The sequence below is a fragment of the Nocardioidaceae bacterium SCSIO 66511 genome, assembly GCA_023100825.1.
GTDB lineage: Bacteria > Actinomycetota > Actinomycetes > Propionibacteriales > Nocardioidaceae > Solicola.
In genome coordinates this window covers 3759049-3784673 of record CP095846.1, presented here as the reverse complement: position 1 = coordinate 3784673, position 25625 = coordinate 3759049, and the positions used below count along the sequence as shown (strand labels likewise).

Annotated in this window: 21 protein-coding genes; 9 read left to right on the top strand and 12 right to left on the bottom strand. The window is 67.2% G+C overall.

The features are described 5' to 3' along the window. Positions 1-30 precede the first annotated feature (30 nt). From MU582_17965 to MU582_17945, 5 genes are all read right to left on the bottom strand, one after another. The gene (locus tag MU582_17965) at positions 31-444 is read right to left on the bottom strand and encodes a type II toxin-antitoxin system VapC family toxin (protein ID UPK74305.1); all 414 of its coding nucleotides are present in this window, start codon (positions 442-444) and stop codon (positions 31-33) included. Between the two features lie 5 nt (positions 445-449). Beyond that, positions 450-704: a hypothetical protein gene (locus MU582_17960; GenBank protein UPK74304.1), complete on the bottom strand. Its 255-nt coding sequence runs from the start codon at positions 702-704 to the stop codon at positions 450-452. Between the two features lie 4 nt (positions 705-708). After that, positions 709-1914: a hypothetical protein gene (locus tag MU582_17955; protein ID UPK74303.1), complete on the bottom strand. Its 1206-nt coding sequence runs from the start codon at positions 1912-1914 to the stop codon at positions 709-711. Further along, on the bottom strand, positions 1901-3463 hold the full coding sequence (locus MU582_17950; protein UPK74302.1) for a glycosyltransferase family 39 protein: 1563 nt from the start codon (positions 3461-3463) through the stop codon (positions 1901-1903). The genes MU582_17955 and MU582_17950 overlap by 14 nt, the downstream gene beginning before the upstream one ends. A gap of 75 nt (positions 3464-3538) precedes the next feature. Then, positions 3539-5089: a glycosyltransferase family 39 protein gene (locus MU582_17945; protein UPK74301.1), complete on the bottom strand. Its 1551-nt coding sequence runs from the start codon at positions 5087-5089 to the stop codon at positions 3539-3541. 498 nt (positions 5090-5587) lie between these two features. Here MU582_17945 and MU582_17940 point away from each other — a divergent pair, with 498 nt between their 5' ends. Beyond that, a complete protein-coding gene (locus MU582_17940) occupies positions 5588-6673 on the top strand; it encodes an LCP family protein (protein UPK74300.1) in 1086 nt (361 codons plus the stop codon). Between the two features lie 7 nt (positions 6674-6680). Here the strand turns inward: MU582_17940 and MU582_17935 are convergent, their stop codons facing one another. After that, a complete protein-coding gene (locus MU582_17935; protein ID UPK74299.1) occupies positions 6681-7907 on the bottom strand; it encodes an RNA polymerase sigma factor in 1227 nt (408 codons plus the stop codon). 10 nt (positions 7908-7917) lie between these two features. Then, complete coding sequence (locus tag MU582_17930) at positions 7918-8349, bottom strand: YciI family protein (protein UPK74298.1); 432 nt, start codon at positions 8347-8349, stop codon at positions 7918-7920. Between the two features lie 771 nt (positions 8350-9120). Here MU582_17930 and MU582_17925 point away from each other — a divergent pair. Together MU582_17925 and MU582_17920 are read left to right on the top strand one after the other, a co-directional pair. Beyond that, a complete protein-coding gene (locus MU582_17925) occupies positions 9121-9681 on the top strand; it encodes a CGNR zinc finger domain-containing protein (protein UPK74297.1) in 561 nt (186 codons plus the stop codon). Then, positions 9678-11006: a hypothetical protein gene (locus MU582_17920; protein ID UPK74296.1), complete on the top strand. Its 1329-nt coding sequence runs from the start codon at positions 9678-9680 to the stop codon at positions 11004-11006. The genes MU582_17925 and MU582_17920 overlap by 4 nt, the downstream gene beginning before the upstream one ends. Here the strand turns inward: MU582_17920 and MU582_17915 are convergent. Next, positions 10993-11859, bottom strand: a complete 867-nt coding sequence (locus MU582_17915; GenBank protein UPK74295.1) for an SGNH/GDSL hydrolase family protein — start codon at positions 11857-11859, stop codon at positions 10993-10995. The genes MU582_17920 and MU582_17915 overlap by 14 nt on opposite strands. Positions 11860-11968: 109 nt before the next feature. Between MU582_17915 and mfd the strand changes: the two genes are divergently transcribed. After that, positions 11969-15523, top strand: coding sequence for a transcription-repair coupling factor (mfd, locus tag MU582_17910; protein UPK74294.1), 3555 nt, complete (start codon positions 11969-11971; stop codon positions 15521-15523). A gap of 136 nt (positions 15524-15659) precedes the next feature. After that, complete coding sequence (locus MU582_17905; GenBank protein ID UPK74293.1) at positions 15660-16271, top strand: hypothetical protein; 612 nt, start codon at positions 15660-15662, stop codon at positions 16269-16271. Positions 16272-16395: 124 nt separating this feature from the next. On the opposite strand, the gene MU582_17900 is transcribed toward MU582_17905, so the two are convergent. After that, entirely contained in the window at positions 16396-16791 is a 396-nt protein-coding gene (locus MU582_17900; protein ID UPK74292.1) for a hypothetical protein, read from the bottom strand. A gap of 132 nt (positions 16792-16923) precedes the next feature. On the opposite strand from MU582_17900, the gene MU582_17895 reads away from it, so the two are divergent. Genes MU582_17895 through MU582_17885 form a run of 3 tightly spaced genes read left to right on the top strand, consistent with a single transcriptional unit; the run spans position 16924 to position 20406 of the window. Further along, on the top strand, positions 16924-17841 hold the full coding sequence (locus MU582_17895) for a MazG family protein (protein ID UPK74291.1): 918 nt from the start codon (positions 16924-16926) through the stop codon (positions 17839-17841). A gap of 31 nt (positions 17842-17872) precedes the next feature. After that, a complete protein-coding gene (locus MU582_17890) occupies positions 17873-19870 on the top strand; it encodes a M91 family zinc metallopeptidase (protein ID UPK74290.1) in 1998 nt (665 codons plus the stop codon). Continuing rightward, entirely contained in the window at positions 19870-20406 is a 537-nt protein-coding gene (locus MU582_17885; GenBank protein ID UPK74289.1) for a hypothetical protein, read from the top strand. The genes MU582_17890 and MU582_17885 overlap by 1 nt, the downstream gene beginning before the upstream one ends. A 6-nt stretch (positions 20407-20412) precedes the next feature. Here the strand turns inward: MU582_17885 and MU582_17880 are convergent, their stop codons facing one another. Together MU582_17880 and MU582_17875 are read right to left on the bottom strand one after the other, a co-directional pair. After that, positions 20413-20961 carry a GNAT family N-acetyltransferase gene (locus MU582_17880; protein ID UPK74288.1) on the bottom strand — a complete coding sequence of 183 codons (549 nt, stop codon included), beginning with the start codon at positions 20959-20961 and terminating at the stop codon, positions 20413-20415. Positions 20962-20998: 37 nt separating this feature from the next. Beyond that, entirely contained in the window at positions 20999-23326 is a 2328-nt protein-coding gene (locus MU582_17875) for a bifunctional salicylyl-CoA 5-hydroxylase/oxidoreductase (GenBank protein UPK74287.1), read from the bottom strand. 55 nt (positions 23327-23381) lie between these two features. Between MU582_17875 and MU582_17870 the strand changes: the two genes are divergently transcribed. Next, complete coding sequence (locus MU582_17870) at positions 23382-24524, top strand: acyl-CoA dehydrogenase (GenBank protein ID UPK74286.1); 1143 nt, start codon at positions 23382-23384, stop codon at positions 24522-24524. A 10-nt stretch (positions 24525-24534) separates the two neighbouring features. Here MU582_17870 and MU582_17865 read toward each other — a convergent pair whose 3' ends face one another. After that, complete coding sequence (locus tag MU582_17865) at positions 24535-25545, bottom strand: amidohydrolase family protein (protein UPK74285.1); 1011 nt, start codon at positions 25543-25545, stop codon at positions 24535-24537. Positions 25546-25625 lie beyond the last annotated feature (80 nt).

The following is a 25625-nucleotide window of genomic DNA, read 5'->3' as shown; positions in this document are numbered from 1 at the left end:
ACGAAGTGCGGTATCGCACCCCGACGCGCCTCAGTGCGGTGTCGAGTCCCACGGGTTGACGGATCGGATCCCGAGAGGTTCGAAGTGTTTGGTGTTACGTGTTGCGACGATCATGTCATTGGATTGCGCGATGGCCGCGATGAGTGCGTCGTCGAATGGCGCATGCTCGGGAACTCGGTAGCTGGCAAGGGTCCGGGCGGCCGGTAGGTCGAACGACAACACGCGGTCGGCGAACGTCGGAAGGACGTGGTCTTCGAACCACCGGCGTAAGACCGCTCCTTGCTCTGCGTCGGATCGTTCCTTGACGGTGACTCCTCGCTCGATCTCAGCGATGGTCAGTGCGGTCACGTACTGGTCGACGACTGGGATGGATGACGCCCAGGCTTCGACGGTCTTGTTGCGGCCCCGCACCCGAAGCGCCGACACCACATTGGTGTCCAGCACGTATCTCACAACTCTGGGGTGCGGGCGGTGAGGCCCAGGTGATCGGGTTCGAACTCGACGTCCGCGCCCTCGTCGGTGCTCAGCAGGTCGACGAGTGTCGCAGGCCCATGGTCGAGGTAGGCCGCGATGATCTCGCGGGCCTCTGCCTCCGTCGAGCGGTGATGTTGCTGCGCACGCGCGCGTAGCGCCGCCTTGGTCCCCGGGGGGAGATTGCGGATCAGGATCTGTTCCACGGTGCTCACCTCTGATATCAGCGCCATGATATCAGAAGCGTCGCGCGTCGGCGAGGAGCAGCGAGGCGAATGCGACGGACTCCGCGACGAGGAAGCACCAGACGATCGCCTCGCTCGCCGCGAGATCGGCGAGCACAACGTACGCGACAACCCCGCCCAGCAGGGCGACAACCCACGAGACGGCGACTGTGCCCGGGCGGTCGTGGGCCAGCGAGATGATCGTCTGGATGAGGTTCGCGACGGCGAGAACACAACCGATGGCCACGATCGCCGACTCGCCTGCGGGAAAGTCGATCGTGTCGCCGAAGATTAGCCTGATGACATCCGGGCCGAGCCATGCCGCCCCGAGCCCGCCGAGCGCGCACAGGACCACGGTGGCCGCGACCGTGACCGCGCGGATGCGACGCAGAACGCCGACGGCACCCGATACGACGAGTCTGGTGATGGCAGTGGTGAGCTGCGCGACCATACCGAGGGCGAGGGTGTACGGGGCGCGGAACAACGCCAGCGCAGCGAACAGCGCGGTCACCTGTGCCGCCGATCCGCCGGCCAATGCGAGCGCGACCGGGCCGCCGGTCAGTACGACCTGTCCGAGAAGCTGCGCGAGCCCTGCGCCCGACAGGAACTCCATCGCCGAGTGGGCGCGTGCCGTCGTACGTTCCGGGCCGAAGTGCAGTGCGCTCGGCCAGCAACCGGCGGCGAGGTAGCCGGCCACGATGCAGAACCCGTACGCGACCGGATCGTCGTCGCCGACGCCGGCGACGATGCCCACTGCGACGCAACGAACCGCGTTCTCGGTGGCGAGGCTGACGGCGACTGCGCCGAACCGGTCGCGGCCGCCAAGCGACCCGCGTACAACCCCCATCAGGGCGGAGCCGACGGTGACCAGCGTGACCAGCAGTGGAAACCAGACGTCGTCGCGGTGGAACAACGCGTCGCGACCCAACCACGCGAGGACTCCGCTGGTCACTGCGACACCGGCGATGAGGCCGGTCACCCGGGGAAGCGAATGGCGCACCGTGCCCGGGCCGTCGGCGGTGAGCGTACGCGCGATCCAGTGCTGTAGCGGGAACGTCAGCGCGGCGCCCGCGAAGCCCCAGTAGCTCCACAGCACCGAGACGGGCGCAGCATCGTGGCCGAGTATCCGGGTGGTGAGTGCGAAGACGACATACGCAAGCAAACCGTTTGCCGCCGACCCGAGTGCGAGGGCGACGGTGTGCCGACTACGCGCTGCCACGCTTTGCCCGGTTGTGCTGGTGCCGCTTCGGATGCCTGAGCTTCATCACCATTCGGTGCCCGACCTCGCGGTCGACGTACCAGACCCAACCGGGTGCCTTACCCGCCTTGGCGTAGTAGCGGTGGAGGGTTTCGGCGAACCACGGCGGGACATTGCCGTTGCCGAACGTGATCAGCGTCGGCCGGACCCGGCCGATCCGTTCGGCGAGTCCCGCCAGCCCACCCGGCAACGTGTCGTCGAGGTAATCGTTCATGCCCGACGAGAACATCTGGTAGCGGATCGGGTTGGTCTTGCCCGAGAGTACGAGTGCCTGAGGGGAGTTGACGGCCAGGATGGTTGCCGATGGCAGCTTACGTAGTGTCGCTTTGACGTTTGAGCGTTGCGCGACCAGGCCGTGGTTGCGTTCACCGACCGAGAACGACGTCGCCAACACGGCAGCGACCAGAACCCAGGCGAGAGCGGCAGGTCGAGCCCAGCGAACCTGCACCCGGGCCTCGACCTCCGCGGCGAGGACACCGATGCCGAATGCGGCCGTCGGTAGGACCAGCATGGCGTCCGGCCAGGAGTCGTACTCGCGCAGCGTCCAGACGAGCGCGACGGCCGTCGCGGCTCCGAGGGCCGCAACTCCGACGGCACTGGGGTGTCGCTCGCGATATCCGGGGCGTACCGCCAATAGGGAGAACGCAAGGATCGCGACGATTCCGGCGACGGCGACCCACAGGGAGGCGGCGTAGCCGTACTGCAGGTTGTGCCAGTTGCCGGCGACATCGTCGGTGAACGCACTCGGTTGGGTGTATCGGGCATTGATCCGCCAGAAGCCTTCGATGAAATCGTCCAGCGCGCCGACGATCGTGAAGTAGCCGATGAACACGGCGAGCACGACCAGCCCGCCGACGGCGGTACGAACGAGTGCGCGGATGCGCTCGCCGCGTACTGCCAGGGCTTGGACCAGGATCGCGGCGGCACCGACGGGGAAGACGATCTGCAGGGTGAGGGTCGCGAGGCCCAGCCATACACCGGCTCCGACCCAACGCCGGCGGTACGCCGCCCAGAGCGAGCAGAGCAGGAAGAGCGTCATCGGCGTCTTCTCACGAGGGCCGTACGAGGCGTACTCGATGAACGCGCCGAAGGTGAGGAACGCGAGCGCGGTGCAGAGCGCCGCCGTGCGGGAGTCGAACAGGTCGCGGGCGAACAGGTAGACCACACAGGTGCAGGCGACGCTGATCAGCAGGTAGAGGAGCCGCATGCCGGTCAGGTCTTCGAGCCCGAGAAGTCGCGCAGCCAGAGCACCGACTCCAGGGACCATATGTGCGAGCGGACCGGCCCGGTTGAGGATGCCCTCGTACGCGGGTACGCCATCGGCGAACTGCTGCCCGGCGTAGCCGTACACCGCGAGATCGCGCGAGAGCTTGCCGTCTATGCCATGCAGTGCGTAGACCAGCAGCGAGATGCCGCCGACGACCGGGACGAGCGGATCACCACGGGTGAGTATCGTGCGCAGCGAACCCGCGATGCGTTCGGGCCGCCCCGGCCCCGCCGGTTGCTCCATTCGCGCCTCTCCGCCTCGGAACGGACCCCTCAACATAGCAATCGCATCGGCCGTAGCCGTGGATTTGGCGCGGCCTCAGCGCGAACGACGTCGAATGCGCGCCTGGTCGTGTCGAAGCTTCAACACGGTGCTCCGACCGACGGAGCGGTCGACGTACCAATGCAGATGGGGTTCGACGCCTGCCGGTACGTAGAACCGATCGAGGGTCGGCCTCAACCACGCCGGAGGCATCGCCGAGTTGACGGCGATCAGCGTCGGTCGCTCCTCGCCGACCCAGTTGCCGAGACCGGCGAGGCCGCCCGGCCAGGTGTCGTTCACGTACTCGTTCAGGCCCTTGAAAAACATCTGATAGGGGATCGGGTTCGTCTGGCCGGCGAGTACGAGCGCGTGCGGCGAGCTGATCGAGAGGATCGTCGCGGACGGCAGGACGCGCAGTTTGGCGTTGACCGAGGCACGCTGCGCGACGAGATCGTGATTTCGCTCGCCGACCGCGAACGACGTCGCCAACACCACTGCAGCGACGAGCCAGGCGAGCACGATCGGGCCGGACCAGCGCAACCGCAGGTGCCTGGTCAGCTCGGCTGCCAGCGCTCCGATCCCGAGCGCGGCCACCGGGAGCACCTGCATGGCGTCGGGCCACCAGTCGTACTCGCGCAGGATCCACGCGACGCCTGCGAGCGTCGCGGCGCCGAGTGCCGCGACCGGCACGGCGTACGGCCGCCGCGCTCGGTAGCTCCTGAAGTGGGCCAGGACGGACATCACCAGTAGCGTGGCAACCCCGGCAATCCCTACCCACAGCGATGCGCCGTAGCCGTCCTCGAGGGTGAGCCAGTTCGTTGCGACGTCGTTGGTGAACGGTGAAGCCCCGGTCTCGCTGGCGTTGATCAGCCAGAAGCCCTGGAAGAACAACTCGAGTGCTCCGGCGGCCGCGAAGTAGAGGATGAACACGGCGAGGACGACGATCCCGCCGACGGCCGCGCGTGCAAGCGCTCGGATCCGCCCGCCAGGCACCACGAGTGCCTGCACCAGGATCGCGGCGAGCCCCAGTGGAAAGACGATCTGCAACGTCAACGTGGCAAGGCTGAGCCAAGCCCCTGCGGCGAACCATCGATGTCTGTACGCGGCCCACAGCGTACAGAGCAAGAAGAGCGCCGCCGATGTCTTCTCACGCGGTCCGTTCGATGCGTACTCGATGAATCCTTCGAAGGTCAGGAACGCGAACGCAGCGGCCAATCCGGCGGCGCGCGAGTCGAACAGATCTTTGGCGAACAGATAGGTGACGCAGGCACATGCGACCGTGAGCAGCAGGAAGAGGATACGCATCCCGGTCAGGTCTTCGAGTCCGAACAATCGTGCCCCGACGACGCCGACCCCGGGGATCATATGCGCCAGGGGTCCGGCACGGTTCAGGATTCCTTCGTACGGAGGTACGCCGTCGGCGAACTGCTGGCCCGCGTACGCGTACACGCCGACGTCTCGAGTCAGCCTGCCGTCGAGACCGTGCAGGTAGTAGACGACCAGCGAGACGACGCCCACCACCACGACGAGCGGATCGAACCGAGTGCGAGCAGTGCGCAGCCACGCGTTGACGCGCTCGGTTGACCGCGTACCCCCGTGACGACCCATGGCTCCTCCGCGGGCTCAAGATAACAACTTGTGCTCGGCTTGCCCGTGGATTTGCGGAATCTTCACTGGTGCGGCGGGAGGGCGACCCGCGCCTGCCCGATTCCGTCTCGCGGTCGGCATTCCCGCTTCTTTCGCTCGACATCTCGCCTGCCCGATTCGGGCTCGCTGTCGGCTTTCCCGGCTCCTTCGGCTGGGCAAAAGACGCGGCGACGCGGGAGCCGCGGCTACCGGCTTGGGTTCGTCGCCGACTAACCCGTTCCGGTTGGCTTTTGCGGGGTCGGTGGGTGGCGGTTCACCAAGTAAACATGGTGAAACTCCACTCTGCATGGCAGGTACGCCGTGCAAAGTGACAGGTTGCCGTGCTCGTTGGTACGCCAGCGACTACCGGTACGGAAGTGACACCGAAACCAGACGTTACCCCGACAGCGAAGCCGAATCGGTATCACTTCGGCCAAACCGGGAGTGGGCGCGGTGCGGTTGGCCTACTCTGACGTGGCGATGAGTGAAACCGACGAAGTCGTCGAGCGCGAGAACGATCTCGCCGAGCAGGGCGAACCCACCGAACACAAGCCTCGCCACCGAGTACGGAAGGCGTTGCTCGGTCTTGCTGCGTGCGGCGTACTGCTGATCGCACTCGTCTTCGGCGTCGGGCTCTACCTGCAGCACAAGCTGACCAGTCAGATCGATCGGATTCCCGATGCGTTCGCCGGTCTCGAGAACCGGCCGGCGAAGTCCGGCGACTCGCTGAACATCCTGCTGATGGGGTCGGACCGCCGCGCGGAGGAGCAGACGACCGGCGACGCTGCGACGACCGACTCGTGGATTCCCGGTGAGCAGCGGAGCGACACGCTGATGGTCTTGCACATCAGCGATGACCGCGACAGTGCCTCGGTCGTGTCGATTCCGCGCGACTCGTACGTCGAGGTCCCCGGACACGGTAAGGACAAGATCAACGCGGCGTTCTCGTACGGCGGCCCGTCGCTCGCGGTCGAGACCGTCGAGAACCTCACCGACGTGCGGATCGACCACGTCGCACTGATCGACTGGGAAGGCTTCGAGCGGCTGACCGATGCGCTCGGCGGCGTCGAGGTCACGGTGCCGGAGACCGTAGAGGACACCAAGCACGACCAGACATGGACGAAGGGCAGCCACAACCTCAACGGAGAGGATGCGCTGCTCTACGTACGTCAGCGCTACGGCCTGCCGGGTGGCGACTTCGACCGGATCAAGCGCCAGCAGGCCTTCATGCGGTCGCTACTGGGGGAGACGCTCTCGGGCGACACCATGCGTAGTCCGACCACGCTCTACGACGTACTTGACGCCGTCACCGACAACCTGAGCGTCGACGAGGGGTGGGAGGTCGGTGATATGCGCGGGCTCGCATGGGACCTGCGAGGCCTTCGTACCGCCGATGTCGACTTCACGACCGTTCCGGTCAAGGGCACCGGCATGGTCGGCGACGCAAGCGTCGTCTTCCTCGACAAGCCGGCGGGCAAGCAGATGTGGGCCGCCCTGCGCGACGACGACTTCGGTACGTGGATCGCCGGGAACCCGGACGTCGAGCTGCCGAAGAAGGTCAACTGAGGCCCGATCAGACTGTCGTCGCGGCCGCGGCTCGCTCCATCAGCAGGTTGCGTTCGTGTTTGGTCGGTGCCAGTGCGGCGGCCCGTTCAAGGCACTCGGCGGCCTCGGCACTGCGCCCAAGTCGCAGGAGTACGTCTCCGCGTACAGCCCCGAGCAGGTGGTACTTCGCGAGCCGCGGATCGTCGGCGACAGCGTCGATGGCGTCGAGCGCAGCCTGCGGACCGTCGGCGTGCAGGACCGCAACAGCACGGTTGACCTCGACGACCGGAGACGGCGCGAGCTGGGTGAGCGCGTCGTACAACGCGACGATGGCCTCCCAGTCGGTGTCGCCGAAGGTACGCGCTCGCGCGTGGCATGCCGCGATCGCCGCCTGCACCGTGTAAGGCCCGAGCGGACGCCGCAGCCCGATCGCGCGGTCAAGTGAACCGAGGCCGTGCGTGATGAGCGTGTGGTCCCAGCGCGTACGGTCCTGATCGGCGAGTACGACCGGCGTACCGTCGGCGCGGGCGCGAGTGGCGAACCGCGACGCCTGTAGCTCCATCAGCGCAACCAGCCCGTGCACCTCGGGTTGTTGCGGCAGCCGTGCCGCCAGGATCCGCCCGAGCCGCATCGCCTCCTCGGCGAGATCGCGGCGTACCGGTGAGTCTCCCGATGTCGCCGCGTAGCCCTCGTTGAACACGAGGTAGACCACTTCGAGCACTGCATGAACACGATCGGTGAGGTCGGATTCCACCGGAAGTTCGAACGGCACCTTGGCTTCGGCGAGTGTTCGCTTGGCGCGGGAGATCCGTTGCCCAAGGGTCTTGCTGGGTACGAGAAACGCGTGGGCGATCTCGTCGGTGCTGAGCCCGGCGACGACGCGCAACGTGAGGGCGACCCGCGCTTCACGAGACAGGACCGGGTGGCAGGCGACGAAGATCAACGACAACACGTCGTCCGATCCGGCGGTGACGGTGTTCGACAGCGTCGGATCGGACGCGAGCTGCGCGTACTTCTCGTCGCGGGAACGCTCGCGGCGGATGTGGTCGATCGCCTTGTGTTTGGCGGTACGCATCAACCAGCCACCCGGATTCGGCGGCATGCCCTCGGTCGGCCACTTCTCCAGCGCCAGCACGAAGGTGTCCTGGGCGATCTCCTCCGCGCGGCCGAGATCGCGCAGCAGCTTCGTCAGGTACGCGATCAGCGCAGCCGACTCGATCCGCCACACGGCCTCGACCGAGCGAATGTTGTCCATGGGGCGAAGCTCAACCGTGCTGCTGTTTGATCTGCTCGGCGAGTTTCTCCTCGTGCGCGCGTACATCGTCGGTGTACGCATCGCCGAAGTCCTCGACCTCGGCGATCTGGCGTACCTCGAGAATCGCGTCACCGAGGTTCGGGTCGTTCGGGCACTTCTTCACCCATTCGACCGCCTCCTCGAGCGAGCTCACCTGCCAGATCCAGTAGCCGGCGATGACCTCCTTCGCCTCGGCGAAAGGTCCGTCGACCACGGAGGTCGTACCACCCTCGAAGACGACCTTCGCCCCGTTGCTGCTCGGCAGCAGCCCGCTGCCGTCGAGCATGATGCCCGCCTTGACGAGCTCCTCGTTGTACGCGCCCATCTCCTCGAACATCTCCGGTGTCGGGGTGATCTTGCCCTCGTCGGCGCCGGAACCCTTGATCATGACCATGACTCGCATGACGACTCCCTGTTTGGTTGTGCCGCTCGACCCTAGTGTCTGTGCGGCGTCCACATAAGGTCATCGAACGAGCGGGTACGGATTTCTACATGCTTACTCGGGTTCGTCTCGCTGGCTGTCCGGCTTGGCGTCGCGGTCGGCGTTCCCGTCCTCTTCGGTGCGACTACCCGTTTGCCCGGTTCCTTGTCGCTGTCGGCTTTTCCTACTTCCTCGATCCGACTACTCGCCGCTTCCCTTCTCGTCGCTGTCGGCTCTCCGTACTTCTTCGGCGACATCCCGCCTGCCCGGTTTCAGTGCGCTGTCGGCTTTCCCGCTTGCTCCGGCTGGGGAAAAGACGCGGCGACGCGGGAGCCGCAGCTTCGACCTGAGGTTGCTTGCCGGCTTTCCCGATTCGGTTGGCTTTTGCGGGGCTGATGGGTGGTGCTTTACCAAGTAAGCATGGTGAAGTACCGCCTTGCATGGCAGGGACGCCGTGCAAAGCGGATGGTTGCCGTGCTCGTTGGTACGTACGTGGCGACCGGTACGGGTGTGACGCTGAAACCGAACGTTACCCCGATCCCATATCAAGGTGGCGCGAAAGCCGCCAAGCGACCGAACCGAAGTGGCGGCTCCGCGCGTCGCCGCGTCTTTTCCGAACCCACACACTACGGACGGCCGACAGCGGCGAGGAATTGGCAAGCGGGTAGTCGTACGAGGGAAGTGGCGGAAAGCCCGCCTCGCACCCGACTGTAAGCGTTGAACTGCAGTAACCCCTTACGTCACAGTGGGCGAATGCTTGCCGTACATCGTCGCGCAGCCGAGTTCGCCGTCGACGTCGTCAACGCCTGTCGTGACGGTGAGCTGGACACGCGGTGGCTGGCGTCCAGGGCCGACGAGGCGCCCTTGCCGATCCGGCACTCACCACGCGCGTCGGAGCGTGCGGACCGCAAGGTGTGCGAGTCGTTGCGCAGCCTCGCGGCAGACCTTGCGTCCGTGTTCGGCGCCCACGACCTGGCGCAGGCCGCCGCTGAGCTGAACCCGCTGCTGGCCGATCTCGACGTACAGGTCAGCGTCTCGATCAGCGACGACTGGCCGCCGCATCTGCACTTCGATGCGTACGCCAGCGCCGTCGGTGACCGCCTCCGCGCCAACTGCCTGCTCGCGATCGCGTCCGTACTCGCCGACTCGGCGGAGGCGATGCGGATCGGCGAATGCGCCGCGACGGGGTGCGAGCACGTCTACATCGACCAGTCGCGCTCGGCGCGGCAGAGGTTCTGCTCGCGGCGCTGCGCTACTCGTAGTCATGTGAGCGAGCATCGTCGTCGCGCCGCAGGTAGTCGGGAGCGGCGATGAGGACCGAGTCGGCATCCCCGGTACGTAGAGCCGTCCGCCTCGCGGCGTTCGCGGGCTTCGCGCTGCTCGCCGAACCCCTCACCGGCATCGCCGACACCGCCGCGGCAGGAGCGCTCGGTGTCGACGAGCAGGCGGCACTCGCGCTCGGTGCCGGCGTCGTGATGGCGACGATGTGGATGGTTGTGCCCGTGCTGTTCGCGCAGACCACGCAGGTCGCCAAGCTCTGTGTTGCGGGGCGAGTCACGGATGCCGCCCGAACCGTCGTCGGGGGCTTGCTGGCCGCTGCGGCCGTCGGCGCGGTGCTCGGTCTCGTGCTGGTGGGGATTGCCGCCTTCGCCGACGTGTCGGACGGCACCCGCGGCTACCTGGTCGCGCGGGCCGTGGGGATGCCGATGTTGGCGTTGGTCATGTCGGGGTACGGCGCCCTCCGCGGGAGCAACGGCGTACGTACGGTCACCGTGATCGCGCTCGGCGCTGCAGCAGTCCATGTCGCACTCGATGTCGTCTCCGTCGCGTACTCGGACCTCGGCGTCACCGGCCTCGGAGTCGCGTCAACGCTGTCACAGGTCGTCGCTGCAGGGTTCGTCCTGTTGGCGCTGCGTACGAGGGGCTTGTTGCCATTCAGCCTGAGCGGTCTGCGCGACATCGCGTGGCGTTCCTCCGCCTCGGCGGTCGGACTCCTCGCCGCTCGCGCCGCTGTCCTCGGGCTGACGATCCTCACCATGACCTCGGTGGCCGTATCGATCGGGTCGACGCAGGGCGCCGCGCACCAGGTGACGTTCCAGTTCTGGCTGCTCGCCGTGTTGGGTGTGGAGGGGTGGAAGTCGGCCGCGCAGATCCTCGTGTCGTCCAGTACGACGCAAGTCGAGCGTCTACGAATGGAGCGAATGCTGCTGCGATCGTCGGTCGTGCTCGGCATCGGCGCGGTTGTGGTGACGCTCGCGTGTGTCCCCGTGATCGGCCTGCTCGCGGCCAACGGCGAGGTCGCCGACCAGGCACGTTCGATCTGGTGGCTCGCGGCCGTCGCGCTCGGGCTCGGCGCCGTGGCCTATACCCGCGACGGCATCGACTACGGGCGTGCGGAGTACGCAGCGAACGTGGTGCGGATCCTGCCGGGCACAGTGGTCTGGCTGGTCGGCGCGGCCGTCGCGCACGCCACAGGTGAGCTCGCGTGGATCTGGTGGGGCATCTTGATCGGCCTGCTGGTCCGCGTACCGCCACGTCCTCGCCTCGAACACCTCAGGTTGCTTCGGGCGTACGCAACGCAAGCCGGCGCCCCTGAAGCGAGCGCGTCTGAGGTCGGGCGTGGTGCTACTCGCGGGTGAGACCGAGCGTCCGGATCGTGCGCTCGGCCATCCGCCGCTCGCCGTACGCGTTCGGATGCAGGAACGCGAGGCTGCCGTGCGGGAAGAATGCGGGCTCGACCCAGCGGGTGCCAGGGGGCTTGCAGGCGTCGTGTCCGTTCGACGCGCGCGAGAGGTCGACGTACGTCGACCCCGTACGCTTCGCGGCTCGTTCGGTGACGTCGTTGAAGACGCGCAGCACATTGCGGATGTAAGGGAGGTCGCCGCGCCCGACCGGAACGTTCTGGAAGCAGCCGCCCTTGCGGGGCACGATCCACGGTGCGCCGAGGATCGCAACGCGTGCGTTCGGCGCCTTGCGGTGAACGGCGCGCAGCGTCCGCGTCAGGGCGGGAAAGGTCTTCTGCCGGATCGTGTCGGTGAACGTGCTTCCGTAAAGGTCCTTGCACGGGCTGCCGTTGCCGAGCGTCGCGATCCCGGCCGTGCCGCAGGCGAGGATCACGCCGGCGAACGTGAGGTTGTCGTTGCCGCCGATCGTCATCGTGACCAGCTTCGTACGTCGACCGAGGGCATCGAGCTGCGGCGCCATGCCGGGGTATTGCGGCTCGGTGAAGCTGTCGGTCGTCGCGCCGCCGCAACTGACGTCAATGAGGTCGGCGCCGATGCGCTTCGCGATGACGTGTGGGTAGTTGCGCGTCGACTGCTGGCAGACGAGTGGAGCGCCCGAAGCGAGCGGGAAGACTCCGGAGGCCGCGCTGTAGCTGTCGCCCAACGCGACGTACGGCAAGGGATCTGGCGCTGCGCTTGCTGGCGGCGCGACCGCGGCCGTCACGGCGGCGATGGTCAGTGCGGACACGACGGCGAGCGATCGGCGCATCGGGGCTCCTCGGTGTAACTCGAAGTTACATCTGGACGGTAGACCCGGGAACGCACTGCGTCAAGAGCCGAACCGGTCGTTGTCGGAGTACGTCGATAGTCTGGAGGGGATGACACTTTCTGCCCTCGCGGGCAAGGTCGCCGGTGATCCCCTCATCTCAGCCGCTGTCGCCGACAGGCGGGCGGGGCTGAGCGCGCTCGACCTTTCCGCGCCACCGTCTTTGCGCCCGTTCTTGGCGAGCGCCCTCGTCGGCGACCCGGCCGACCCGCACACCGTCCTCGTCGTCACCGCCACCCAACGTGAGGCCGAAGACCTCACCGAGTGGCTCGGTGACCTGATCGGCGAGGAGCGGGTCGCGTACTACCCGGCGTGGGAGACGCTCCCGCATGAGCGGCTCTCGCCGCGCTCCGACACGGTCGGCCAGCGGCTCGCGGTGCTCCGCCGCCTGGTGCATCCAGGCAACCCGGGCGAGGCCGACGGTCCCGTCTCGGTCGTCGTCACGCCCGTACGATCCGTTCTGCAGCCGCAGGTCAAGGGCCTCGCCGACCTCGAACCGGTCGTCCTTCGTACCGGCGACGAGGCCGACCTCGAAGACGTCACCCGCCGCCTGGCGGCCGCCGCGTACCACCGCGTCGACCTGGTCGAGAAGCGCGGCGAGTTCGCCGTCCGCGGTGGCATCGTCGACGTGTTCCCCCCGACCGAGGAGCATCCGCTCCGGGTCGAGTTCTGGGGCGACACCGTCGACGAGATCCGCCACTTCGCCGTCGCAGATCAGCGCTCGCTGGAGCTGGTCGAGGTCGCCTGGGCTCCGCCGTGTCGCGAGCTGCTGCTCACCGACGACGTACGCGCGCGGGCGCGCCGCTTGGCAGCTGAGCACCCCGAGCTGGCCGAACTGTTCGAGAAGCTCGCCGAGGGCCACGCCGTCGAGGGCATGGAGTCCCTGGCGCCAGTGCTTGTCGACGACATGGAGCTGCTCGTCGACCTCGTACCCCGCGACACCACCGTGCTCGTATGCGACCCGGAGCGCGTACGAGCGCGTGCGCACGACCTCGTCGCCACGAGCGAGGAGTTCCTGCAGGCGTCGTGGGCCGCGGCCGCGTCAGGCGGTGAGGCGCCCATCGACCTGGGCGCCGCGTCGTACCAGACGATCGCCGACGTACGTCTGCATGCGCTGGGCGCCGGGCTCGGCTGGTGGAGCACCTCGCCGTTCGCCCTCGACCCCGACGCCGAGACCAGCGACGACGCCCTCGAGTCACGGGCGCTCGCGTTCGAGGCGACGCCGATGTACCGCGGTGACACCGAGCAGGCGCTGCGCGAGATCAAGGCGTGGATGACCGACGGGCGCACTGTTCTGCTCGTCACACCCGGGCCAGGGCAGGCCGAGCGCAGCGTGGAGATCCTCGCCGAGCACGACATCGCCGCCCGGCTGGCGACCACTCTCGATGGCGAGCTGGCATCCGAGGTCGTGCACGTCGCGTGCGGCGAGATCGAGCACGGGTTCATCGCGGAGTCCCTCGGTCTGGTCGTGCTCACCCAGGACGATCTCGTCGGCCAACGTGCGCCGAGCCGCGACGAGCGGAAGATGCCGGCGCGGCGCCGCAAGCAGATCGACCCGCTCGAGCTGGCCCCGGGCGACTTCATCGTGCACGAGCAGCATGGTGTGGGTCGCTACGTCGAGATGATGCAGCGCGTCGTCGGCGGGGCCACGCGCGAATACCTCGTCGTCGAGTACGCCTCGAGTAAACGCGGTCAACCGCCCGATCGGCTTTTCGTACCCACCGATCAGCTCGATCAGGTCAGCCGGTACGTCGGCGGCGAGAACCCCTCACTCGACCGGCTCGGCGGCTCCGACTGGTCCAAGCGCAAGAGCAAGGCCCGCCGAGCCGTACGCCAGATCGCATCCGAGCTGATCAAGCTGTACGCCGCACGGCAGTCGACCAAGGGGCATGCGTTCGGTCCGGACTCCCCTTGGCAGCGCGAGCTCGAGGACGCCTTCCCGTACGTCGAGACACCCGACCAGTTGTCCAGCATCGACGAGGTCAAACGCGATATGGAGCGCGAGGTCCCGATGGACCGCTTGATCTGCGGCGACGTCGGCTACGGCAAGACCGAGATCGCCGTACGCGCGGCGTTCAAGGCCATCCAGGACGGCTGCCAGGTCATCGTGCTGGTGCCCACCACCTTGCTGGTGCAGCAGCACTACGCGACGTTCGCCGAGCGCTTCGGACAGTTCCCGGTGACGCTGAAGGCGCTGTCTCGTTTCCAGACCGAGCACGAGACCAAGGAAGTGCTCGCCGGGCTCGAAGACGGATCGGTGGACATCGTGATCGGCACCCACCGGTTGCTGCAACCCGGCGTGCGTATCAAGAAGCTCGGCCTGGTGATCGTCGACGAGGAGCAGCGTTTCGGCGTCGAGCACAAGGAGGCGCTCAAACATCTGCGTGCTTCGGTCGACGTACTCAGCATGTCGGCAACACCGATCCCACGCACGCTGGAGATGGCGATCACCGGTATCCGCGAGATGTCCACGATCGCGACGCCGCCGGAGGAGCGGCACCCAGTGCTCAGCTTCGTCGGCGCGTACGAAGACCGTCAGGTGATCGCCGCGATCCGGCGCGAGCTACTGCGCGAGGGCCAGGTGTTCTACATCCACAACCGGGTGCAGAGCATCGAGAAGGCGGTCGAGCGCATCCAGCGGCTCGTGCCGGAGGCCCGGGTCGCGTACGCCCACGGCAAGATGGGCGAGCAGCGACTCGAGCAGGTGATGGTCGACTTCTGGGAGAAGCGATACGACGTGCTGGTGTGCACGACCATCGTCGAGTCCGGTCTCGACGTATCGAACGCCAACACCTTGATCATCGAGCGCGCCGACACCCTCGGACTCTCCCAGCTGCATCAGCTGCGCGGTCGAGTCGGTCGCGGTCGCGAGCGGGCGTACGCGTACTTCCTCTATCCGCCGGAGAAGCCGCTCACCGAGACCGCACATGAGCGGCTCGCCACGATCGCGCAGCACTCAGAGCTCGGCGGCGGCATGGCCGTCGCGATGAAAGACCTCGAGATCCGCGGCGCCGGCAACCTCGTCGGAGGCGAGCAGTCCGGACACATCGCCGACGTCGGCTTCGACCTGTACGTCCGCCTGGTCGGCGAAGCGGTCGCGGAGTTCCGCGGCGAGCGCGAGCCGGAGCGCGAGGTCAAGATCGAGCTGCCGATCGACGCGCATCTACCCCATGAGTACGTACCGAGCGAGCGGTTGCGGCTCGAGATGTACAAGCGACTGGCCGCCGTACGCGACGACGCCGAGATCGAGTCGCTGCGCGAGGAGCTGGTCGACCGTTACGGTGAGCCGCCCGCGACGGTTGGCAGCCTGCTCGAGGTGGCCCGGCTGCGTACGCGGGCTCGGGCTGCCGGGTTGAGTGACATCACGGTCGCGGGCAACTTCGTGCGGTTCGCGCCGATCGAGCTGCCCGAGTCGGCGACGCTGCGGCTGCAGCGGCTGTACCCGAAGTCGGTGGTCAAGGCCGCGGTCGGCACGGTCCTGATCCCACGGCCGAAAACCGCACCCGTCGGCGGTCAACCGCTGCGCGACGAGGCCCTGCTGACCTGGTGTCGCGAGGTCATCGACAGTGTCCTCGACCGCGCGCCCGCGACCGTACCCGCCTCCTGACCCCCGCTGGGCCGCACGTTTCAGCCCCAAAACTCGCAAAATCGGGGCCGAAACGTGCGGCCCAGGGGCGCGGCAGTGACCACGATGTGGCGGCAGTAGAGTTGGCCCGGACCAACGTGCGTGATGAGGAGTGGCTGTGAAACGGATCCGGATCGGCATTGCCGCCGCCGCGATACTCGCCTTGAGTGCCTGCGGAGGGATGCACCCGGGCGCCGGGCTGGTCGTGGGCAGTGACTCCGTCTCCGCCGACAGAGTCGACGAGGTCGCCGGCAGCCTGTGCGAGGCACTCGGTGCGAGTGGCCAGGGCGATGTCGGTGGCAAGGACGCACGCCAGCAGGCGGCGAACCTCCTGCTCACGTTGACCGCCGCGCGTCAGGCCGCGGACGAGCTCGGGGTCGAGGTCGAGCCGAGCCAGTACGCCGTGACGAACAGCGATACCGAAGCCCTCAAGGCGCAGTTCCCCGACTCCGACCTCGACGATCTGACGAAGGTCATCGCGATCAGCAAGGAGTCCAGCGTGCTGCTGGCCGCGATCGGCCAGGACCAGGCGGGTTCGGATGCCGCGAACGAGCAGGCTCAGCAGGCCGGCCAGGCGTACGTGCAGGACTTCCTCGCCGACTCCGACGTGTCGATCGACCCGCGCTACGGACTCGACGACAAGGGCCAGCCGAAGGACGACACCGACTCGCTGTCGGTACGCGTGAGCGATCCGGCCGAGGACGTACCCAGCACCCAGCAGTGCAGCTGAGTTCCTGCTGAGCAACTGCCTCGAACCGAAGAGAGTTCTGACGCAGCGACGAGAGACTTTCGGGGAGTCGCTCCCTGGAAATCTCACCTCGCCGCGCCAGAACTCTCGGCTCGGGATGTAACGGTCAGGCGGTGCCGCTCTCCTCGTCGTAGCCGCACACCTGGTTGTAGTACGAGACGAAGACGCCGACCGTGACCTTGGCGCCCTCGGCATAGCTGCGGTTGTAGTGGACGGTGGTGCCGCTGCCGTTCGAGTTCTTCAGCGTCTCGCGGTACTTGCCGTTGACGTAGACGTGAGCGCGAATGCCGAACCCGTCGGCCCGGCGGTCCCTGATGTAGAAGTGCTCCCCGACATCCTTGAACTGTGCCGATCCGGCCTCGTTGACGACGCTGCATTCCCGGCTCGACTCGCCGTCGGTCCAGACCTCGAAGCCCGAACCGGCGGAAGCGAACGGGGCAGTAGTCGTGAGGACGGCGGTGGTCGCGGCCGCAACGGTCGCGAGTCGGGTGAGTGTTCTCATGCGTGTTGATCCCCTCTGTCGTATGGCATGAGGCGCCTACGCTACGGCAATCGTCTGATTGTTGACAATACTCTGCGTGACATTGCATCGACCGCGATGCGACTCCGTTCGGCGAACCGGCAGACTTGGCACATGTCGATCCGAGCGCTGACCACGAGTGCCGCCGTCGTACCCGGAACGTTGACGCTGGATGCCTGGGATGCCTTGCGTACAACGCCATTGGTCGTACCTGCAGTGCTCGATGACCCGACGGCGGTCGCGGTGCGAGCGGCCGGTGTCGCCGTGGCATCGTCACCTGAGCCCGCGGGCGACGATTTGCGCACCAGGTTGGAGCGTCGCGGTCCGGATCTGGTCTGGCTGGCGCCACGAGGTGAGGCGGTGCCCGCAGGGCTTATCCCGCTGGTTGGCTCTGCCGACCCCGAGGGAGGCGCGCTCGTACGAATGGCCGAGATCATGCGGCGACTGCGTCAGCGCTGTCCCTGGGATGCCGAGCAGACCCATGAGTCGCTTGCGACGTACCTGTTGGAGGAGGCGTACGAGACGCTGGAGGCGCTTGACGCGGGTGACACCGACGCATTACGCGAGGAGCTCGGCGATGTGCTTCTCCAGGTCTACTTCCATGCCGAGATCGCACGGGAGTCGGGATCCTGGAGCGTCGACGATGTCGCGCAAGGTCTGATCGACAAGCTCGTACGCCGCCATCCACATGTGTTCGCCGACGTCGACGTACGCGATGCAGGTGACGTCGAGGCGAACTGGGACCGTCTCAAGGCAGCGGAGAAGCAACGGGCGTCGGTGCTCGACGGCGTTCCCATCGCACTGCCGGCGCTCGCGTACGCGGAGAAGGTCTCGACCCGGCTGCGTCGAGCGGGTGCGCTCGACGTATGGCGAACGCCGGCGATCGACGCTGACGCAGAAGCCCGGATCGGGCGCGAACTGCTCGACGTCGTACTCGCAGCACACGAGGCCGGGGTCGACGCCGAAGGGGCTCTGCGCCGCGCCACCCGAGACCTCGCCAGGCGCTCGGAGGGCCACCGCGCAGACCCGTGAGCGTGAGCCTGTAGGCCGTTACGGTTTTCGCATGAACCCGCCGTTCCCGCATTACCCGACGACGCCCGATTCCGTCGTCGAGTCGGCCGCAGGTGTTCTGCTGTCCGCCGGCCAAGTGGACAACACCCGCACCACGGCCGTACGTGAGGCCCGCGAGGCTCAGGCGAACGTCGGCGGTGACCTGGAGATCCCGATGGCCGAGATACCGCCGCCGATCGACGCGGGGGCCGATGGGCTCAAGCAGTCGGCGAAGTTCACCGCGGGTGCCCTCTCCAAGTTCTCCCTGGCGATCGGCGACTACGACACAGGTATCGACGGGTTGAACCTCAAATGGGCGGCGTTGCCGAAGAACGCGCCGAAGGATGAGCGAGAGGAGCTCCGGAAGCGGCTGATCAACCAGGAAGCCGACCTCAGCGCCGAGCTGGACAGTGAGGCGAACGTCGTGGCGGGAATGCTCGAACGCGGCCCGAACGACAAAGACATCAAGACCCTCCAGTCCCAGGGAGTGATGCCGACCGACGACCTGCAGCTCGGTCCGCAGGTCGAGGCGCCGCCGGTGGTCAAGGTCGGTGACGAGTACGTCGTCATGGGCTCCGACCAGAGCGACCACGTGCAGGTCGTGCAGAACGACGACGGCAGTCTGACCGTACGGGTCGGTACGCTCGTCAACGGCGCCATGACGTACAAGACGACCCGCATCCCGCCCGGGCAGAACAACCTGGAGATTCGTACCTACGGGGGAAACGACGCGATCGAGGTCCCGCCCGAGGTGCAGCTCAACATCCGCGCGTTCGCCGGCAGCGGCGACGACGTGTACTTCGGCGGCGGGCACCCGGGCATGTCTGCGGGCAGCAGCGGCGACGACTACATCGACCTCGGTGAGGGCGACGACGTGGCGTACGGCGGGGACGGCAACGACACGATCGTCGGCGGCGACGGCAATGACGTCATCGACGGCCAGGACGGCAATGACACGATCGTGGGTGCCGATGGCAACGACACGTTGTACGGCGGCCGCGGCAATGACGTGATCAGCGGGGGCGAGGGCCAGGACTACGGCGAGGGCGGGTCCGGCCACGACGAGGTACGCGGCGGTGCTGGTGACGACACCTTGTCGGGCGGGCGTGGTGAGGACCTCCTGTACGGCGGCGACGGCAACGATCACCTGTTCGGCGGGCGAGGCGAAGACGTCTACGACGGTGGCGCAGGTCGCGACGACGTCACTGCGGAGAAGGGCGAGAGCACGCACAACACGGAGAACACGACGATCATCGAGCTGATCGGCGCCCCCGGTGCGCAGGCGATCGAGCTCTACAAGCCGGACTGGATGACCGACGACCAGTACGAGGCGTGGCTGGAGCGAATCGACTCCGATCTCGAACTACTCCGAACGACGCCGAGTGGTCGCGAGGGCCTGGTTGCGCTCGACGATGCCTCAGGCGAGACCGACTCCATCTGGAACCCGTTCGACGAGCCGACGAAGATCCGGATCGCGCCGTACGTTGACGGAGACAATCCCGACGCAACCGACGGTTTCGATGTCGAGAGCTGGTTGAGCGGAGACGATCTCGGTGGCAACTACGCGTCGCCGCCGGGAGGCGCGTACGACGACTCCGCGTTGGTCAACTACGGTCCGACCCACGATGAGGCGCTCGACGAGCGTCCTCCGGTCGCCAGCTTGTATCACGAGTTGTCGCACAGTTTCGATCAGCTCTCGGGCGGCACCGCTGATGGCGAATACACTGAGCTTCTCGTCGACGAGGACGGCAACGTGATCAGCGAGAACGACGCGCCGTACGCCGAGATCAACTCGGTGGGGATCGACACCGACGGCGACGGTGAGTACGACACGCTACTGACCGGCGACGGTAGCGAGCATCCGGGCGCGTTGACGGAGAACGCTCTGCGAGAGGATCTGGGTTGGGACAACCGCGAGTCGTACACGGTCGTGCCCGGAGAGGGCGAGGACGTCGTCGTGATCTTCGAGGACAGTGACGGAAACGAGCATCGTGTGACGATTCCGGACTGATGACGGCAATGGTGCGTTTGCTGACGGCGACGATGCTCGTCGCACTGTCGCTGGTCGTCGGTGGTTGTGGCGAGACCGACGCTGACGGCGGGGGTTCGTCGTCGGGTGCCCGTACGGACAGTCCGGACGGCGCCGATCAAGTGTCGCTGAGTATCAACTCAGGCGGTGGCGGTTCGCGGCTGTCCGTTGCCAACGACGGCGATTCGAAACTACTCGTCCTGCTGCCCGTCGGTGAGCCCGAGCAGGGCAAGGCTGACGGCGCGACCTCCCTGACGTACGTACGGTCGTCATCGGGCGACTCCGGTGAAGAGCCCGAGCTCTTCGAGGCCGCCGCCGTCGAGTCGGGTGCGACCGAGCAGCTCGACCTGTCCACCGTGGGCACCTGGACGAAGAAGGTACGCATCTGCCTCGAGGTCGTCTCGCCCGATGAGGTGGCGGCCGACGACGGCGGCGGCGCGATACGGGTGAGCGCGCGTGAGAAGGACGTCGAGCCGGTCATCGCATGCTCGGACGCATCGAAGCTGCCGGCCGGATGAGCCGGTCTACTCCGGCGGCCGGTCGTGCAGGATGCGCTGGAACAGGTCGTGGTCGCGCCATGCACCGTTGATGTGGAGGTACTTCGGCGCATGACCGATCGGTTCGAATCCGCATTTGCGTAGTACGGCTTTCGACGCGGCGTTGTCGGTGAGCGTGCCAGCCTCGACCCGGTGCAGACCCAGTTGCGCCGCGGCCGCGCATGCAAACTCCGTGCTCGCTGTTGCCAGCCCCAAGCCTGTGTACTCGCCGTCGACCCAGTAGCCGACATGAGCACAGTGCGCCGCGCCCAGCACGATCGAGTTCAGGTTGATGCGGCCGATGACCCGGGCTTCGTCGAAGATCAGCCAACCGGCAGACCGCCTGTGCCGCGCTGCCTCGAGTGTGACCGCAAGCGCCTCGCGTTGCGCCACGGTGGTGTAGAACGCCGGCGTGCGGCGCGGCTCGTACGGCGCGAGGTGCTCGCGGTTGCGGTCGTACGCCGCCGCCAGCGCTGCTGCGTCCGATAGCTCGGGCGGACGAATATCGAACCGATCGAGGAGCCTCGCTGATTGCATGACGCCAGCGTACGTTGCGTTCTGGCGGATTCTCGCCTCACTTCGTAGGGAGCCTGCGCGGGGGAGGCGCAGCGTCGGGTCGACCTGTCTGCGGCTTGCGGCGTCCGGCTCGCCACGGCAGCGGCCAGCGTACGCCCGGGCCGTCGTAGTCCTGTTCGACGGCCGCGTGCAGAGTCCAGTTCGGGTCGTACAGGTGGACGCGGCCGAGCGCGCAGAGATCGGCCCGACCGGCGAGCAGGATCGAGTTCACATCGTCGTACGACGAAATGACGCCGACCGCGATGGTCGGAATATGCAGTCGGTTGCGGATCCGGTCGGCGAACGGTGTCTGGTACGAACGCCCGAATGCCGGCTTCTCCGCCGACGTCACCTGCCCGGTCGACACGTCGATCGCAGCCGCCCCGGCGGCTTCGAACGCCTGCGCCACGGCCAGCGCGTCGTCGAGGGTGAGCCCGTCATCGCACCAGTCGGTCGCGGAGACACGCACGGTCATCGGCTTGTCGGCCGGCCATGCCTCGCGCATCGCAGTGAACACCTCGAGCGGGAAGCGCAGCCGGTTCTCCAGCGAACCGCCGTACTCGTCGGTGCGCCGGTTCGTGATCGGCGAGATGAATCCCGAGAGCAGGTACCCGTGCGCGCAGTGCAGCTCGACCAGGTCGAACCCGGCGGCGGCCGCCCGCACGGTCGATGCGACGAACTGCTCGCGCACCTCGACCATCTCGTCGCGGGTCAGCTCGCGTGGCACTTGGTTGACGCCGGGCCGGTACGCGACGGGGGAAGCTGCGGTGACCTCCCAGTTGCCCGAGTCGAGTGGTTCGTCGATGCCCTCCCACATCAGCTTGGTGGATCCCTTGGCGCCCGAATGCCCAAGCTGCACGCCGATCTTGGTACTCGTCTCGCGGTGGACGAAGTCGGTGATCCGCTCCCACTGCGCAAGCTGTTCGTCGTTCCACATGCCTGCGCACCCGGGAGTGATCCGGCCGTCCGGCGATACGCAGACCATCTCGGTCATCACCAGACCCGGACTACCCAGTGCCTTGCCGGTGAGATGGGTGAAGTGGAAGTCGCCGGGCACGCCGTCCTTCGCGACGTACATGTCCATCGGCGAGACGACGACGCGGTTCTGCAGCTCGAGCTCGCCGAGTCGCAGCGGCTGGAACATCGGCGGGCGTACGTCACCGGGCGCCTGGCCGCGCTCGCGCTCGTGCTCGGCGAACCAGGTGTCGACGCGAGCGACGAACTCCGGATCGCGCATGCGCAGGTTGTCGTACGTGATGCGCCGGCTGCGAGTCAGGATGTTGAACGCGAACTGTGTCGGGTGCTGATGGGTGTACTGCGACAGGTCCTCGAACCACTCCAGGCTCGCCTGGGCCGCACGCTGGGTCGACTCGACGACCGGCCGGCGCTCCGTCTCGTACGCCGCGAGCGCATCGGGCAGGGCCGAGTGCTCGTGCAGGCACGCGGCCAACGCGAGTGCATCCTCCATTGCGAGCTTCGTACCCGAGCCGATCGAGAAGTGTGCGGTGTGTGCGGCGTCGCCGAGGAGCACGACATTGTCGTGCACCCACGACTCGTTGCGTACGGTCGTGAACGTCACCCAACGCGAGTTGTTCGCCAGCACCTCATAGTCGCCGAGCTCCTCGGCGAAGAGCTCGCGTACGCGGGCGATCGACTCCTCGTCCGACTCGCCCGGTGCGAGCTCGCGGCCGTCGAGAGTCTTGTCGAATCCGGCTGCGCGCCACACCGACTCGTTGAGCTCGATGATGAACGTGCTCGCCTTGTCGTCGTACGGGTATCCGTGCAGCTGCATGACGCCGTACGGGGTCTCGCGGATCGAGAACGTGAACGACTCGAAGACCTTCGACGTACCGAGCCACATGTACTTGCAGCGTCGCTCGTCGAGGGTCGGGCCGAAGGAGTCCGCGTACGTGCGCCGGATCGCCGAGTTGAGCCCGTCGGCCGCGACGACGAGGTCGTGGTCGCGCCGCAGGTCTTCGACATCGGGTGCCTCGGTGCCGAATCGTACGTCGACGCCGAGTTCTGCACACCGTTGCTGGAGCAACTGGAGCAGGCGCTTGCGGCCCATGGCGGCGAATCCGTGCCCGGTGCTGGTGACGACCTCGCCGCGGAAGTGCACATCGATGTCGTCCCAGCGGGCGAACTCCGCCTCCAGCTGGGCGTGGAAGCGCGGATCGGCGCTCTCTATACCGCCGAGCGTCTCGTCGGAGAACACGACGCCGAAGCCGAACGTGTCGTCGGCGGCGTTGCGTTCCCACACGGTGATCTCGTGCTCGGGGCCGATCTGCTTGGTGAGAGCGGCGAAGTAGAGGCCGCCCGGGCCGCCGCCGATGACTGCGATCTTCATATCCTAATGTTGCGCGTTCTTGACGACCGTTGTCAATGCGCCATAGAGTGACGGCATGTCCTTCGCGTTGACGCCGAGCCAACTCGAGTACGCCGAGTGGGTACGAAAGGTCGCTCGGGCGGAGCTGGCCGGCGAGCACAAGGGTGATCCCGGCCGGGTCGACCGCGAGCTGCTTCGTACGCTCGGTCGCCTCGGACTCTTGCGCGGTCTGTTCGGCGGCGAGCCCGACGAGCAACCCCGCGATGCCGCGGCGATGCAACTGTGCCTGTTGCGCGAGACGATCGCGTCGGTCGACACCCACGCCGAGACGGCACTGGCGCTGCAAGGGCTCGGCAGCTATCCGATCCTCCAGGCGGGTTCGCCGGAGGTCGTCGAGCGTTGGATCCCTGGGGTTGTGTCGGGTGATGTCGTCGCCGCGTTCGCGCTTTCGGAGCCGGGCGCAGGTTCGGATGCGGCCGGCCTCACGCTTCGTGCCGAGCCGGACGGCGACGGCTGGCGGTTGTTCGGCGAGAAGACCTGGATCTCCAATGCCCCCGACGCCGACGTCTACAGCGTCTTCGCGCGGACGACCCCGGACGCCCGCGCCCGCGGGGTCACCGCGTTCGTCGTCGCGGGCGATGCCGACGGTCTCGGCGGCGAGCATCTCGACCTGCTGTCGCCGCATCCCATCGGTCGGTTGACGTTCGACGGCGTCCGCGTCGAGCGAGCCGACGTACTCGGCGATGTCGACGCGGGCTTCGCGGTAGCGATGCGCACGCTCGACCTGTTCCGGCCGAGCGTCGGAGCCTTCGCGGTCGGCATGGCGCAGGCGGCTCTCGACGCCGCGTACGCCTATGCCAACGAGCGGCAGGTGCATGGTGCGCCACTGATCGAGCAACAGTCGGTCGCACACACGCTTGCGGAGATGGCGACGCGTACGCAGGCATCGCGGCTGCTCGTCTACAACGCCGCGTCCGCGTACGACGACGGTGCCGAACCACGCGACATCACCACCAGCGCCGCGATGGCCAAGCTGCATGCGACAGAGGCTGCGCAGTACGTCGTCGACCAGGCTGTGCAGCTACACGGGGCGAAGGCCTTGCAACGCGGCCATCTGCTCGAGCAGCTCTATCGCGACGTACGTGCACCGCGGATCTACGAGGGTGCGTCGGAGGTCCAGCGCACGATCATCGCCCGCGGGCTCGGCAAAGGCGGCTGAGGTGGCGCGCTCAGCCGAGAGCGAGCAGCGAGCGCGCATTGCCCGACGCGATCTTGCGGCGGTCGCTCTCACTGATCGGTGCGTTGTCGATCCAGCGCGTCGCGAGCTCGGTGTCGGCGTACGGATAGTCGACGGAGAACATGATCCGGTCGGCGCCGACGGTCAGAATCGCGTTGATCAGCGCCTGGTCGGAGAAGTTTCCGCTCGTCGTCACATGCAGGTTGTCGGCGAAGTACTCCGCGAGGGTCTTGTCGAGACGTTTGTCGAACGGGTTGAGATCGAAGCAGTACTGCGTACGCCACAGCATCGCGGGCAGGCCCTCGCCGAGATGCCCGAGGATGAGCTGCAGTGCCGGATGCCGGTCGAATACGCCGCCGAGGATGAGTCGCATCGCGTGGGTGGCCGTCTCGGTGCCGAATCCCCAGGTCGCGCCGACCATCTCGGGGTGGCCGTCGAGGATCCGCGCGCCGCCGGGCAGCGCCGGTCGCGGATGCAGGTACACCGGTACGTCGAGCTCGACGGCGGTACGCCAGAACACGTCGAACTCGGGCTGGTCGTAGTAGGCCGCATGCTCGGCGTCGTCGACATTCGTGTAGCCGTTGACCATTGCGCCGACGAACCCGAGCTCGCGTACGCACCGCCGCAGCTCGTCGGCAGCGCTCGACGGGTCCTGCAGCGCCACCGCGGCGAACCCCGCGTACCGGTCGGGTCGCTTCTCGACCTCCACGGCGAGCAGATCATTCGCAGACTTCGCGGCCGCCGCCGCGGTGTCGGCTGCTGCGAGACGTTGTACGCCCGGCGCGGTCAGCGACAAGACGGCACACTCGATGCCATGCGCGTCCATCTCCGCCAGTCGAGCGTCGTCAAAGTCCGCGAGGCGATGCATGATCGGCTCGTAGTACGACGGCATCACACCGCCGCCCGCCGATACGCGGGCAAGCTCCTCGGGGTCGGCGAGGATGCGACGCACCGTCTCACGGTCGAGAAAGTGCTCTTCCAACGCGACCTTGCCAAGCGCCATGTGTTCCCCCAGGATTCGGCGTCATCACTCCGCGCCGTTCTAGCACATGGATCCGAATCACCGCGAACGAAGGAGGGCAG

What these genes read in the sequence shown, in the direction of transcription:
- MU582_17960 (UPK74304.1), bottom strand. Translation starts at nt 704, where the DNA reads ATGGCGCTGATATCAGAGGTGAGCACCGTGGAACAGATCCTGATCCGC.
- MU582_17950 (UPK74302.1), bottom strand. Translation starts at nt 3,463, where the DNA reads ATGGAGCAACCGGCGGGGCCGGGGCGGCCCGAACGCATCGCGGGTTCG.
- MU582_17945 (UPK74301.1), bottom strand. Translation starts at nt 5,089, where the DNA reads ATGGGTCGTCACGGGGGTACGCGGTCAACCGAGCGCGTCAACGCGTGG.
- MU582_17940 (UPK74300.1), top strand. Translation starts at nt 5,588, where the DNA reads ATGAGTGAAACCGACGAAGTCGTCGAGCGCGAGAACGATCTCGCCGAG.
- MU582_17935 (UPK74299.1), bottom strand. Translation starts at nt 7,907, where the DNA reads ATGGACAACATTCGCTCGGTCGAGGCCGTGTGGCGGATCGAGTCGGCT.
- MU582_17930 (UPK74298.1), bottom strand. Translation starts at nt 8,349, where the DNA reads ATGCGAGTCATGGTCATGATCAAGGGTTCCGGCGCCGACGAGGGCAAG.
- MU582_17925 (UPK74297.1), top strand. Translation starts at nt 9,121, where the DNA reads ATGCTTGCCGTACATCGTCGCGCAGCCGAGTTCGCCGTCGACGTCGTC.
- MU582_17920 (UPK74296.1), top strand. Translation starts at nt 9,678, where the DNA reads ATGAGGACCGAGTCGGCATCCCCGGTACGTAGAGCCGTCCGCCTCGCG.
- MU582_17915 (UPK74295.1), bottom strand. Translation starts at nt 11,859, where the DNA reads ATGCGCCGATCGCTCGCCGTCGTGTCCGCACTGACCATCGCCGCCGTG.
- mfd (UPK74294.1), top strand. Translation starts at nt 11,969, where the DNA reads ATGACACTTTCTGCCCTCGCGGGCAAGGTCGCCGGTGATCCCCTCATC.
- MU582_17900 (UPK74292.1), bottom strand. Translation starts at nt 16,791, where the DNA reads ATGAGAACACTCACCCGACTCGCGACCGTTGCGGCCGCGACCACCGCC.
- MU582_17895 (UPK74291.1), top strand. Translation starts at nt 16,924, where the DNA reads ATGTCGATCCGAGCGCTGACCACGAGTGCCGCCGTCGTACCCGGAACG.
- MU582_17890 (UPK74290.1), top strand. Translation starts at nt 17,873, where the DNA reads ATGAACCCGCCGTTCCCGCATTACCCGACGACGCCCGATTCCGTCGTC.
- MU582_17885 (UPK74289.1), top strand. Translation starts at nt 19,870, where the DNA reads ATGACGGCAATGGTGCGTTTGCTGACGGCGACGATGCTCGTCGCACTG.
- MU582_17880 (UPK74288.1), bottom strand. Translation starts at nt 20,961, where the DNA reads ATGCAATCAGCGAGGCTCCTCGATCGGTTCGATATTCGTCCGCCCGAG.
- MU582_17875 (UPK74287.1), bottom strand. Translation starts at nt 23,326, where the DNA reads ATGAAGATCGCAGTCATCGGCGGCGGCCCGGGCGGCCTCTACTTCGCC.
- MU582_17870 (UPK74286.1), top strand. Translation starts at nt 23,382, where the DNA reads ATGTCCTTCGCGTTGACGCCGAGCCAACTCGAGTACGCCGAGTGGGTA.
- MU582_17865 (UPK74285.1), bottom strand. Translation starts at nt 25,545, where the DNA reads ATGGCGCTTGGCAAGGTCGCGTTGGAAGAGCACTTTCTCGACCGTGAG.